Consider the following 11,698-nt stretch of genomic DNA (forward strand, 5'->3'; position numbering starts at 1 on the left):
CTGTGGGAGCGAGCTTGCTCCGGGCGGCGTTCCGACGATAGCGATTGTCCTGCCAACATCCATGTTGAATGTGATGCCCTCATCGCGAGCAAGCTCGCTCCCACAGGATAAGTGTGCACCCTGGATTTATTATGAGAGCCGATATGAAAAACGATGACCTACGCGCCGACCGCGACGACCTGGATGACTTCATCCCTCGCACCCCGGCCAAACAACGCGGCAACAACCTGGTGATGCAAGTCGCTGCCGGCGTGTTTCTCGGCGGCCTGGCCCTGTGGCTGGTGCAGCTGGGTGCCACGGCGCTCTACGCCAAACTGATGCTTGGCACCATTACCTTCGGCGGCTAGGCCAGTTCGGTCGCGCGCTGGCTGGCGGCATCGTCATAGGCGACATACAGCGCTTCAGCGACCTGGCTCTTGATCGCCTTGGTGCTTTCCAGGCCCAGGACAAAACCCTCGGCCTTGCCCCCCGCACGGTTCAACTCATCGGCGTTGCTGGCCTGGGTGATTGCATCGAACAGTTTTTCGGCGTGTGGGCCGACACCCTTGGGCAGGCTGATTTGCGCGATGCTCATGGGAACACCCCGGTGTGTCGAGGTTTTGTGGCGGTCAAGCAAGTCATGGCACGTACCTTATCGGCGAATGGCCGGCAGCGCGTGGAACCACTTCCGGGCAGCCATGTTAGCCCTCGCAAGCGATTCCGGTAACCGCCAATCACCGATAAACCACCGTCCGTCCCGATGAAACCCTCATTTAACTACGAGGCGCTTGACTTCTCTTTTTGAATCAGTAACATAGGCGCCATTCCGCGATAGCTCAGTTGGTAGAGCAAGTGACTGTTAATCACTGGGTCCCTGGTTCGAGTCCAGGTCGTGGAGCCATACAAGGTTCCAGAGAAGGCTTTCAAATTCTCTGAAACCCCCGAAAAACCCGCCTTCTGGCGGGTTTTTTCGTTTAGGCGTTCCTCGTAAAGTTTGGGATAAAAGTCAGTTCGATATAAGGGAGTACCCTTATGTCGCGCACCTCCGCCCCACTCTCCGACGCCGCTTGCCGTTCGGCCAAGCCCACAGACCGCGCCTACAAGCTTTTCGACGGCGACGGCCTTTACTTCTAGTCCAACCCAATGGCTGCAAAGGCTGGCGTCTCAGATACGTCAAACCTAATAGCCGGGAAGGACTGACCTCATTCGGCAACTACCCCCATCGCTGGCCTCGCCGATGCGCGCCGCAAACGCTTGGAGGTCAGCGAATGTTGGCGGATGGCGCTGACCCTCACAGCAATGTGATGGATGCCTACTTCTACCAGAGTGCCCACTGTGGAGCTCATATCCCTTCCTGGCTGCCCTGCAACAACCTATTCACTTGACCATTTCATGCGCCAACCAGCGCAGCCTCCTCCCGCCCACCGAAAACGGTGTTCAGGACACCAGATCTTGAGACGCCCAAAGCTCTCGGCCGCCTGATAACACTCAACATTCTTCTATTTTCCTATTATTCAGGACCAAATTATCAACACCTTCGATCGCGTTGATAGTGAAAATCAGCACGAGCACATTGTATGCCTACCAACTGGATGGTAGCTTATTAACAAGTACCTAGATAACTGTAATCACCACCATCCATGAGAGAATCCCATGCAAGATTGGAAGCAAACCCGCAAAGACATCAGTACTCGCTTGGTAGAACTAAACGGCCTGTCTCCGGAAACAATGAAAGGCATGGCGGCGCTCGGCGCTGCCGGCGGCAAGACCAATCACCTGGACACGAAGACACGCGAACTGATTTCCCTCGCCGTGGCCGTGACCACCCGCTGCGACGGTTGCATCGCCTTCCACGCCGCCGAAGCCAAGAAACTTGGCGTCACCAGTGAAGAAGTCGCCGAAGCACTGGGCGTGGCAATCAACATGAACGCCGGTGCCGCGTTGGTGTACAGCACACATGTGCTGGACGCATTCGATAAGTCGTAAATCAAGCGCTGACTTTCAACCTGTTAACGACTTCGAGACTAATCATGAATAAGCTGCTCACCCCTTACGATCTGTCCGGTACTGCACTAAAAAACCGGGTCGTTATGGCCCCCATGACCCGCACTCGGACCCTGGACAACATCCCTAACGAGTTCACCGCGCTGTATTACGCACAGCGTGCTTCTGCTGGTCTGCTGATCACCGAAGGCCTGCCGGTTTCCGACGAGGCCCGTGGTTACCTGTACACCCCAGGTATATATGCGGACGAACACTTGCCAGGCTGGCGTCAGGTCACCGACGCGGTGCATGCCAAGGGCGGGAAGATCTTCGCGCAGTTATGGCACGTTGGCCGTATGTCCCATATTTCAGTGCATGGCAGGGTTCCGGTTTCTTCGGGTACTCAGCCGGCGGTTGAAACCACGGTGTATGCCTGGATCGAGCCTGGCGAATCCGGCCCTGTGCAACCCAGCGCGCCGCGTGCGCTGGAAACGGATGAAGTGAAACGTGTCATCGCTGACTTTGTGAAGTCGGCGCGTATGGCGATGGAAGCCGGTTTCGATGGTATCGAAATCATGGCCGCCAACGGGTTCCTGTTCGATCAGTTCCTCAGCAGCGCCTTGAACAGCCGTACCGACCAGTACGGTGGCTCGATCGCCAATCGCCAGCGCTTTCTGCTGGAAACCATTGACGCGATTTCTGCCGAAATCGGCGGCTCTAAGATTGGCGTACGGTTGTCGCCGTTTGGCCGTCTGTATGACTTTGGCGTGTACGAAGGCGAAGCAGAAACCTGGATGAGCATGGCGGCAGCGCTTAATGAACGCGAACTGGCCTACGTCCACCTGAACTACCAACCGACCATCGTCGCCGCTGAAACGCCGCCGGGGTTCGGCGCCGCGTTCCGTGAAGCCTACAAAGGCACCTTGATGGCCGCCGGTGGGTTTAACCAAGCCCTCGCTGAGTCGGAACTGGTTAAAGGTGAACTCGACTTGATCGCCTTCGGTACCGCCTACATCGCCAACCCCGATTTGGTGGAGCGCATGCAGAACGGCTGGCCACTGGCAGAGGGTGATCGCGCGACTTACTACGGTGTCAGCGATCGCATTGCCAAGGGTTACACCGACTACCCGGAATACGTTGCAGCCAAAGCCTGATTATTCGCTGTTTCATCACTGTCCCCCGCTGATGGAGGAGGTTCGGTTAAATCGCCTCTTCCAACTCCGCAAGAATGGCTTTTTTCATTGTTCCAACTGAACGGGATCCGGGCATGACCCGAAGCAGCCGCCCCTCATGGAACACCGCCAAGGATGGCACCGCCCGGATACCGTACATTTGCGCGATCGTCGGAGACACCGCAATATCAATCTTTGCAAAAGCCGCCAGGGAGTGAAGCTTTTCTTCCAAGGCATGAAACACCGGCTTCATCTCCCGACAAGGCTTGCACCAGGACGCTGAAAACAGCACGACGCTGCTGCCTTTGGCCACAAAGCGGGCGAACTGCTGAGCACTCAACTCAACGATACGGCTCATTTGGCTCTCGCTCTCAATATGGATGAAGGGGCGGCACAACCCGGTGCCGCACCGCTTCTGCTGATCAAATTTTGCAGCCATCTATGCCGCAGACTTGACCGCTGAATGTGTCATCTTCGGCTTTCGACTTCTCCTGCATCTTGTTCAGCGCTTCAAGAAAAGCAGCCTCAGGCTGAGCACCGGACAATGAAAAGGCATTATCGAATACAAACAAAGGCACGCCCGAACCTAGTTGCGCGGCAATATGTTCGTCCTCCTCCATCTCTACGCGCAAATCAACGGATGACCACGCCCGTTGGATTGACAAGTCCGAAACGCCTGCGGCCTTGGCTATGGCCTCCAGGCTGCCGCGATCAAACAGCGACTGACCATGGGAGGTGCTTTGCTCATAAAGCGCCTCGACCAAGCGTTTCTTAACGGCTTCGTCCGCAACCGCCTTGACCAGTACATGGGCATCTGCGGTATCGCCAAACAGCATGCTGTCAAAGCGGTAATCAAGCCCATCGGCCCGGCCATATTTACTGACGGTGTTCATCATCGCGACAGCGGAATCCGGATTGCCGAGCTTGCGTTCAAGGGCAGCGATCATAGACTCTGGCGCGTGATTCGCCGCTAGGCGATAGGCCCTGACGTTAACTTGTACATTGTCTTTTTCAACAAATTTATCGAGCGCCTGCTCAAATCGACGCTTGGCTACCCAGCACCAAGGGCAAACAAAATCAGACCAGATATCCACTGCATATTTTTTCGAAGAAGTTTGCATGTCTCGTCCCGTATAACTGAACGCGGAATAGCCTTTGGAGCGCATTTGGGTTTCCGCGACTTTCAACAGCGCGGCCTTTGTCGCGATCGACATTGAAGACTCCTGCAGCCAACATTCAGCCTTCTTTCACTTGTACTCAGTGAAGGCGTTAAAGCTCCCAGGGAGGGTAATGCTGTTCACTTTAGGTTGGGGGCTGCAGGTGCAATTTTGGATTGGGTGTATATCTGTTGCTGCGGTAACGGCCACTTAGGGTTTCGCTTTTACAGCGAGTCACTTTTGAAAAAGCCTGTACGGACCGGACACATGGTTGACGGGGCGCCCAAATCTAAAGCCAAAGTGAGGCGGCCTGACAGCCGACCTGACTTCTACGGCTGTACCTGATCCCCTGTGGGAGCGAGCGAGCTTGCTCGCGATGGACGTCAACGATAACGCGCCCTGTCTGAAGGATCGCGTTGTCTGGACGTTCATCGCGAGCAAGCTCGCTCCCACAGGGGAATGCGGACAGGCCTGCAATCAGGTCGGCTTTAAGGCCGCCTCGCCTTGCTTTGGCTTTTGATTTTCTTGCCACATCGAGAGGCTTCGTTCCGGTTCTGCGCAGTGGGCAACCCGGCATGGATGCCGGGTTAGCCGCGCTGGGCCAAGGATGGCCCAGCGCGGCGGGCCCACGGAGCAGGACCGGAGCGAGGCACCGAACGCCAGGGGCAAGAGCCCTTGGTTACTTGGGGCCGGGCGGCGTTCCGTTTTTCCAAGTGACTCGCTGTAAAAGCGAAACCCTAAGTGGCCGTTACCGCAGCAATGGATATCCCCCCAATCCAGAGCATCCTGAAACAGGCGAATCAGCCCTCACGCACTTCGAGGGTCGGCACCATACGGATAGCTTTCGAAAAGTTGGCGTAGTTGACAGAGGTTTTGAGCACCACGTTGTGCAGCTCTTCAACACGCTCACGGGAGGCGTCGGTATGCAGGCGAATCACTACACTCACTTCGTCGTAGCCCGGGTTGACGCTTTCGTCGATACCCAGGAAGCCACGCAGGTCGAGGGTGCCGTCAGTCTCGATTTCCAGGCTGTGAATCTTGATACCCATCATCGCGGCGTTGGCGGCATAACCGACCGACATGCAGGCGTTGAGAGCGGCCATCAGCAGCTCTTGAGGGTTAGGCGCAGTGTTTTGGCCCAGCAATTCATTAGGCTCATCGGCGACGATTTCGAAATCCCGCGAATAGGTTTCCCCGGCCAGACTGTAGCGATTGACTTTGGCCACAGAGCGAGTCTGGCCTTTCCACTGAGTCTTGACGTTGAAGCTCGCGTGGCGCTTGGTTGCATCCTCAGCAACGCCTTGGGCAAACTGCTGGAGTGCGGCGACATCGATACCATTCAGGTTGTTGCTCATGTGTTCGTTCCTCTTCGGATGGACCGGGCGTTTGGCCCGGAAGAGAAACAAGCCTACCTACTAGTAGGTAGACAATCAAGAAAATAGATGTACGCACGTCAGATTGAGTGCGCGCAAAAAAGAAATCAGAGAGTGTGAGCTAAGCGGAAACCACTTACGAGGCGGAAAAACGGACCGAGCCAGCAGTGGCAGAATCGGTCGATTTATGACGCAGAAAAAAGCTGATCGAACCTCAGTGATGCGTTTCGGTAACCCGAAGTCCATCTAAAATCAAATCAAATCCAGAAGACTTTTCGTAATTGTCGTTCAGCGCCCAAGATACAAAGCTGCCACCTTCCAACGTATTCAAGATAAACCTGGCAATCTTCACGCCGTCCAGCTCAGCTTTGAGTTCCCCTGCCGCTTGGCCCAGTGCGATATTGGCCTGAAGCCAATTGAGATGGATTTCGAAAAAATCCCGCGTCAATTCTTTTAGGCTTTCAGGCAAAGCCAGCAATTCCGCCGCCAGAGCGCCGCAGAGCGGAAGCATCGCGTTTTTACTGCTTTGTGCAAACATCAAGGCGAAGGCATTGAGCCGATCGATAATGCCGGGATTTTCATCATTGATGCATTCAAGCTGATTCTTGAACCGGAACAGATAACTCTCAACGATGGCAATAGCCAGACTTTCTTTGGTGGGAAAGTGGTGGTGAATACTCGCCTTCCTGATACCGATGTCTTCCGCCAGATCGGCATAGCTGAAGGCTGCGTAGCCCTTGGTACGCAACAGAATCTCAGCGCTGGTCAGGAGGTCGGAACGTGTACTCATGATGCCGTTTCCAAATTTATCAATGGGGCATCATAAATTAGTACTTCTTCATAAGACAGCGCTCAGGTTGCGCACTATGAACCACGCAGGTATCAAGCAACATGAGTGTTCGCTGCAAGCTCAAGCGCGGGCTCAGGCTTGATCTTGAACCAGAGGGCGTACATCGCTGGCAGGAACACCAGGGTCAGCACTGTGCCGGCAAACGTACCGCCAATCAGGGTGTAGGCCAGCGTTCCCCAGAACACCGAATGGGTTAGCGGAATGAACGCCAGCATCGCCGCCAACGCCGTGAGAATCACGGGCCTCGCGCGCTGCACAGTGGCTTCGACCACGGCGTTGTAAGGCGACAGGCCGGCTTGCTCATTGGCGTGAATCTGTCCGATGAGAATCAGCGTGTTGCGCATCAGAATTCCTGACAATGCAATCAATCCTACCAAGGCGTTGATCCCGAACGGCTGCTGGAACAGCAGCAGAATTGGCACCACACCAATCAGGCCCAAAGGCGCGGTGGCGAACACCATCATCATTGCCGACATCGAGCGCACCTGAATAATGATGGTCAGCAACATCAGCGCGATCATGATCGGGAACAACGGCAGCAATGCCTTGTTCGCTTTACCCGACTCCTCGATCGAGCCGGCAAACTCAATCCGGTAGCCCGCCGGCAGTTTTTCGATGATGGGCTGCAACTGCGTTATCAAGGCGTTGGAGACATCGGGAGGCTGAAGACCTTCAGCCACGTCACCGCGCACAGTTATCGTCGGCGTCCGATCACGACGTCGCAGAATGGGCTCCTCCATGCGCACATCCACCGCCCCTACCTGTGATAGCGATACGCGCTGCCCTTGGGCGCCGGTCAGCGTGAAGGCGGCAATTTTCGACGGATCCAGACGCGTCTCTCCCGCCGAGCGAGCGACCACCTGAACCGAGCGAATGTCTTCACGCACCTCGGTGACAGGCACCCCCGTGAGAAGGAATTGCAGCTGTTGTGCGACATCGCTCGAGGTCAAGCCGAATGCTTGCAGGCGATCCTGATCCAGCGTGAGATGAAGTGCCGGTGTGCGCTCGCCCAAGTCGGTGTTGACGGTCCTCATCATGGGGCTGGCGGTCATGACCTCACGCACCTGCGCGGCGATATCTCGCAACACCGCGGGGTCGGTGCCCATCACCCGAAAGGCCACCGGATACGGTGAATAAGGACCAAATACCAACTGCGTCACCCGCACCCGGGCTTCAGGCGCCAAGCCATCGGCCGCTGCTTGCCTGAGGCGGGTCTTGAGCGCCTCACGCTCTTGCTGATTCGCCGTCAGGACGACGATTTTTGCGAAGGACGGATCGGGCAGCTCAGGCGCCATCGCCAAATAGAAGCGCGGCGCGCCCTGTCCAATGTAAGCGGTGACGATCCTGGCCTCCGGCTGCTGAGCCAGCCACGCCTCGACTTTGGCCGCTGCCACATTAGTCTGTTCGATAGACGTGCCGTAAGGCATCTGCACCTCAACCAGCACCTCAGGCCGGTCGGACGTTGGAAAGAACTGCTTCTTGACCACGCCCATGCCCAGAATCGCAACAACAAACAAGCCCATGACAGATGCAGCCACCAGGCCTTTGCGGCGGATTACCCCGCCCAGCAGGCGCCTGAAACGCTGGTAGTTCGGTGTACCGTAAATCGCCGCATGCCCGCCTTCAGGCACTTTGATCTGCGGAAGCAGCTTGACGCCCAGGTAAGGGGTGAACACCACGGCCACCACCCAGGAAGTGATCAGCGCAATACCAACGATCCAGAACATGTTCGCGGTGTACTCACCAGCGGTCGACTTGGCAAAACCGTTGGGCATAAAGCCGATCGCCGTCACCAACGTACCCGACAACATCGGCGCGGCCGTGTGGCTCCAGGCATAAGCGCAGGCCTTGATTCGGTCGTAGCCCTCCTCCATCTTCACCACCATCATTTCAATGGCAATGATTGCATCGTCCACCAGCAGCCCCAGCGCCAGAATCAACGAGCCCAGGGTAATTCGATCGAAGTCCTTGCCCGTGGCCGCCATGACAATGAACACGGCGGCCAGGGTCAGCGGTACCGCCGCGGCAACCACAACGCCGACACGCCAGCCCATGCTGAGAAAACACACCAGCAGCACCACGCCCAGGGCAGCAAAAAACTTCACCATGAACTCGTTGACGGAGGCGCCAATATTCACCGCCTGATCCGTGACCTTGGTCAGGCTCATGCCCAAAGGCATCTGCTCGTTGATCGCTGTCGCCTCGGCCTCCAGCGACTTCCCCAGATCCAGACCGTTCCAGCCATCGCGCATGACCACGCCGAGCAACAATGCGGGCTCGCCATTGTTGCGTACCAGGAACGTCGCAGGGTCCTCATAACCGCGCTTGACCTCAGCCACATCGGACAACTTGAGGGTTCTGCCCTGCACCGTCAGTGGGGTATTACGAATCTTCTGCAGGTCATCAAACGCGCCATCCAGGCGGATGAACACCTGTGGGCCCTTCGCTTCAACTGAGCCGGCGGGCGTTATCATGTTCTGCGTGTTCAACGCACTGAAGATGTCTCGTGCGGAAATGCCCAGTGTCGCCAGACGCTCGTAGGACAGCTCGACAAAAATGCGCTCGGCCTGTTCACCGATGATGTTGACCTTCTTCACACCCGCCACATGCAGCAGACGCTGGCGCAAGCTCTCGGCTTCGCGCACCAGCAGACGTTGCGGCTCGCCCTTGGCCTTGAGCGCATAGAGCGCGAAGGTGACATCGGAATACTCATCATTGACCATCGGGCCGATCACCCCGGACGGCAACCCCTTCTGCTCATCCAGGATTTTCTTGCGCGCCTGGTAAAACTCCTCCTGGACGGCTGAGGGCGGCGTGCTATCGAGCAGATAAACCGTGGTGAATGCCAAGCCGGGCCGGGTAAAGGTCTCGGTCCGGTCATACCAACGCAGTTCCTGCATGCGTTTTTCCAGCTTTTCTACCACTTGGTCCTGGATTTCCTGGGCCGTCGCCCCGGGCCAGGCGGTGACCACCGTCATTTGTTTAATGGTGAATGCGGGGTCTTCCGCACGCCCCAGTTTGAAGAAGGCGTACAACCCGCCCACAGAAATCAGCAGGATCAAAAACAGGGTGATTGAGCGCTCGCGTACTGCCAGCGCCGAAAGATTGAAGCCGCTCATCGACTCACCTCAACCACCGTTTTTTGCGTGGCACCGGCAAGTTCAGTCCTGACCTTCTCCCCCTCATTCAATAAGTGCGCACCCAATGCAACGACACGATCACCCACCTGGAGATCACCCGTCACGCGCACGCTGGCCTCGTTATTCAGACTGAGAACCTTGATCGGGCGCCACACCACTTGCTCCGGTTCTCCCTCAACCACCCAGACACCCGGGCCTTTACCCGCGTCGTAGAGGGCCCCCATGGGCACCTGTAATTCCTTGGCATCAGCAACATCCGTGTCAGCGATAACCACTGAGATCGTCGAACCCAGGGTGGCGTTGGAGAGCGCCCCCTCCAGCACATAACGCGCTTCAAACGTTCGGGTCTGTCGGTCCGCAGAGTCAGACAGCTGACGTAAACGGGCGCTGCCTGCACGCTGGTTCTGCCCGTAGAGCTCAACCGTCGCCGCCGAGCCCAGCGCAGGACGTAGCGTCTCGGGTAACTGGATCACGGCCTCGCGCTGCCCTGAGTGGGCAACACGCACCACCACCTGACCTGCGCCAATCACCTGCCCCGGCTCAGCCAAGGTGTCCACCACAACCCCATCAGCATCAGCCAATAACGTCGAGTAACCGGTCGCGTTTTTCGCCACATCAGCCTGGGCTTGGGCAGCGTTGAGTTGGGCCTTCGCCGCGTCGGCAGCCGCTTTGAACCCTGCGTAAGCTGAAGCAGATACCGCTCCGACGGACACCAGTTCACGGTAGCGAAGCTCGTCATCGGAGGCCTGCCGGGCGCGGGCCGTAGCGGCCAGCACCGCTTCCTGCTGCGCCCTCGCGGTCAGCGTCAGGTCGTTGGCATCGATGCGCATGAGTGGCTGCCCACGTTTGACACTCTGCCCAGAGTCCACCAGGCGCTCCAAGACTTTCCCTGGCACCCGAAAACCGAGATCGCTCTGAACTCGAGCCGCGACGATACCGGTGAATACCCGTGCCGCAGGCGCGGAGGGTTGAACCACGCCGATGCGCACCAAGGGCAGTTGAAGGCGAGGATCGGCAGGCGCGGCCTTGTTGCATGCCGCTAGGGCAAACGGCAACAAGACAATGAAAATGAGTGACATTCGGTGGCGCTGGATCATAAAGACGTCTCGGTAGCGGATGCACCATGCTTATTCAAGTGACCATTTCTGTCAATAGTCACTACCGAGACGAATGAACATCACCCACTTGATGAGAGCAAAGCAGAGAGGCTTGATATCTGGTTTTTTCAGGCGCACACGCTGATACGGATACGCAGCGCATCCGTCAGCAGAGGTTTAAGGCATCAGGCTGCGCAGAACAAGATTGGAAATGAGAGAAGGGGCTTCTTCAACAAAATCGAGGTTGTACTGCAATAGCAAAGGATTGATGAAGGGCCGCAGAGCGAGATGAATGGCCTCTACCGTCTCGTCCAGCGGTGTCTTGCGTTCAAACTCGCCGAGCTCTCGCCCCTCACGCACGATTTGCAACACGAAGCTCTTGATCCGAGCGTCATAGACTTGTGAGCTGGGCCAGCGCTCCGACGCGGCGAACGCCGCGATGTCATAGAGTTTACGGTCGTTAAAGAACAGGCTCACACCTGTAGCGATCAAGGTTTTGACCAGGCGCCGAAAACGTTCAGTCGGCGAGATGCCGTCTACATTGATGGCCTGCTCCACTGCCGCAACGATTTCAGTCAGGCAATGTGTACAGATTGCTTCACCAATCGCCTGCTTGGATTCAAAGAATTTGTAGATGTAAGCCTTGGAAAAGCCGATGGCCTTGGCTAGGTCAGAAACCGTTGTTTTGCCATAACCATACTGACTGAAATGCTCGTTGGCCGCCGCGACAATCTGGTCTCGAATGTCGTGATCGACTGGGCCTCGGGCGCTGGACGAAGAAACTGATGGTTGATTCATGCGAGCAGCTTACTCATCCCAAAGGTGGTTGACAACTTGTGACCAAATTGTAATATCGTCACAAAACGACCCTTTCGCAGATATCGCTTGCACCCTTCTCCTCGTTTCGCCGTCTTACTGTGAAAGTGCTTTTTCGGCGTTGATCGCCA

The 11,698-nt window shown here is 56.7% G+C and carries 11 protein-coding genes, 1 tRNA gene and 1 pseudogene; 5 read left to right on the top strand and 8 right to left on the bottom strand.

Annotated features, from left to right (window positions below):
* The first annotated feature begins 143 nt into the window (after positions 1-143).
* Complete coding sequence (locus tag ACA054_RS22785; RefSeq protein WP_111282164.1) at positions 144-347, top strand: hypothetical protein; 204 nt, start codon at positions 144-146, stop codon at positions 345-347.
* On the opposite strand, the gene ACA054_RS22790 is transcribed toward ACA054_RS22785, so the two are convergent.
* The gene (locus tag ACA054_RS22790) at positions 344-574 is read right to left on the bottom strand and encodes a hypothetical protein (protein ID WP_497686269.1); all 231 of its coding nucleotides are present in this window, start codon (positions 572-574) and stop codon (positions 344-346) included. The two genes, ACA054_RS22785 and ACA054_RS22790, sit on opposite strands and share 4 nt — an antisense overlap.
* 230 nt (positions 575-804) lie before the next feature.
* Here ACA054_RS22790 and ACA054_RS22795 point away from each other — a divergent pair.
* The 4 genes and pseudogenes from ACA054_RS22795 (at position 805) to ACA054_RS22810 (ending at position 3,116) form a co-directional block, all read left to right on the top strand.
* A tRNA-Asn gene (locus ACA054_RS22795) sits at positions 805-880 on the top strand.
* Between the two features lie 131 nt (positions 881-1,011).
* Positions 1,012-1,271 (top strand): annotated as a pseudogene (locus ACA054_RS22800) (integrase arm-type DNA-binding domain-containing protein); the annotation flags it as partial.
* A 361-nt stretch (positions 1,272-1,632) separates the two neighbouring features.
* Positions 1,633-1,965 (top strand): carboxymuconolactone decarboxylase family protein, encoded by a 333-nt coding sequence (locus tag ACA054_RS22805; protein WP_497686270.1) that lies wholly within the window; start codon positions 1,633-1,635, stop codon positions 1,963-1,965.
* 44 nt (positions 1,966-2,009) lie between these two features.
* Complete coding sequence (locus tag ACA054_RS22810; protein ID WP_497686271.1) at positions 2,010-3,116, top strand: alkene reductase; 1,107 nt, start codon at positions 2,010-2,012, stop codon at positions 3,114-3,116.
* Positions 3,117-3,162: 46 nt separating this feature from the next.
* On the opposite strand, the gene ACA054_RS22815 is transcribed toward ACA054_RS22810, so the two are convergent.
* The 7 genes from ACA054_RS22815 to ACA054_RS22845 all read right to left on the bottom strand — a co-directional run bounded on the left by ACA054_RS22815 (position 3,163) and on the right by ACA054_RS22845 (position 11,549).
* The gene (locus ACA054_RS22815; RefSeq protein WP_497686272.1) at positions 3,163-3,492 is read right to left on the bottom strand and encodes a thioredoxin family protein; all 330 of its coding nucleotides are present in this window, start codon (positions 3,490-3,492) and stop codon (positions 3,163-3,165) included.
* 64 nt (positions 3,493-3,556) lie between these two features.
* On the bottom strand, positions 3,557-4,255 hold the full coding sequence (locus ACA054_RS22820; RefSeq protein ID WP_497690359.1) for a DsbA family oxidoreductase: 699 nt from the start codon (positions 4,253-4,255) through the stop codon (positions 3,557-3,559).
* 836 nt (positions 4,256-5,091) lie between these two features.
* Complete coding sequence (locus tag ACA054_RS22825; protein WP_104910643.1) at positions 5,092-5,646, bottom strand: OsmC family protein; 555 nt, start codon at positions 5,644-5,646, stop codon at positions 5,092-5,094.
* A gap of 232 nt (positions 5,647-5,878) precedes the next feature.
* The gene (locus ACA054_RS22830) at positions 5,879-6,454 is read right to left on the bottom strand and encodes a TetR/AcrR family transcriptional regulator (RefSeq protein ID WP_497686273.1); all 576 of its coding nucleotides are present in this window, start codon (positions 6,452-6,454) and stop codon (positions 5,879-5,881) included.
* Between the two features lie 92 nt (positions 6,455-6,546).
* On the bottom strand, positions 6,547-9,633 hold the full coding sequence (locus tag ACA054_RS22835; RefSeq protein WP_497686274.1) for an efflux RND transporter permease subunit: 3,087 nt from the start codon (positions 9,631-9,633) through the stop codon (positions 6,547-6,549).
* Complete coding sequence (locus tag ACA054_RS22840; protein ID WP_497686275.1) at positions 9,630-10,751, bottom strand: efflux RND transporter periplasmic adaptor subunit; 1,122 nt, start codon at positions 10,749-10,751, stop codon at positions 9,630-9,632. The genes ACA054_RS22835 and ACA054_RS22840 overlap by 4 nt, the downstream gene beginning before the upstream one ends.
* A 177-nt stretch (positions 10,752-10,928) precedes the next feature.
* Positions 10,929-11,549 (bottom strand): TetR/AcrR family transcriptional regulator, encoded by a 621-nt coding sequence (locus tag ACA054_RS22845; RefSeq protein WP_497686276.1) that lies wholly within the window; start codon positions 11,547-11,549, stop codon positions 10,929-10,931.
* Positions 11,550-11,698: the final 149 nt, after the last annotated feature.

The sequence above is a fragment of the Pseudomonas sp. LBUM1653 genome (assembly GCF_059716115.1).

Excerpts from the sequence above, each read along its gene's own strand:
- ACA054_RS22785 (WP_111282164.1), top strand. The coding sequence starts at position 144 with ATGAAAAACGATGACCTACGCGCCGACCGCGACGACCTGGATGACTTC.
- ACA054_RS22790 (WP_497686269.1), bottom strand. The coding sequence starts at position 574 with ATGAGCATCGCGCAAATCAGCCTGCCCAAGGGTGTCGGCCCACACGCC.
- ACA054_RS22805 (WP_497686270.1), top strand. The coding sequence starts at position 1,633 with ATGCAAGATTGGAAGCAAACCCGCAAAGACATCAGTACTCGCTTGGTA.
- ACA054_RS22810 (WP_497686271.1), top strand. The coding sequence starts at position 2,010 with ATGAATAAGCTGCTCACCCCTTACGATCTGTCCGGTACTGCACTAAAA.
- ACA054_RS22815 (WP_497686272.1), bottom strand. The coding sequence starts at position 3,492 with ATGAGCCGTATCGTTGAGTTGAGTGCTCAGCAGTTCGCCCGCTTTGTG.
- ACA054_RS22820 (WP_497690359.1), bottom strand. The coding sequence starts at position 4,255 with ATGCAAACTTCTTCGAAAAAATATGCAGTGGATATCTGGTCTGATTTT.
- ACA054_RS22825 (WP_104910643.1), bottom strand. The coding sequence starts at position 5,646 with ATGAGCAACAACCTGAATGGTATCGATGTCGCCGCACTCCAGCAGTTT.
- ACA054_RS22830 (WP_497686273.1), bottom strand. The coding sequence starts at position 6,454 with ATGAGTACACGTTCCGACCTCCTGACCAGCGCTGAGATTCTGTTGCGT.
- ACA054_RS22835 (WP_497686274.1), bottom strand. The coding sequence starts at position 9,633 with ATGAGCGGCTTCAATCTTTCGGCGCTGGCAGTACGCGAGCGCTCAATC.
- ACA054_RS22840 (WP_497686275.1), bottom strand. The coding sequence starts at position 10,751 with ATGATCCAGCGCCACCGAATGTCACTCATTTTCATTGTCTTGTTGCCG.
- ACA054_RS22845 (WP_497686276.1), bottom strand. The coding sequence starts at position 11,549 with ATGAATCAACCATCAGTTTCTTCGTCCAGCGCCCGAGGCCCAGTCGAT.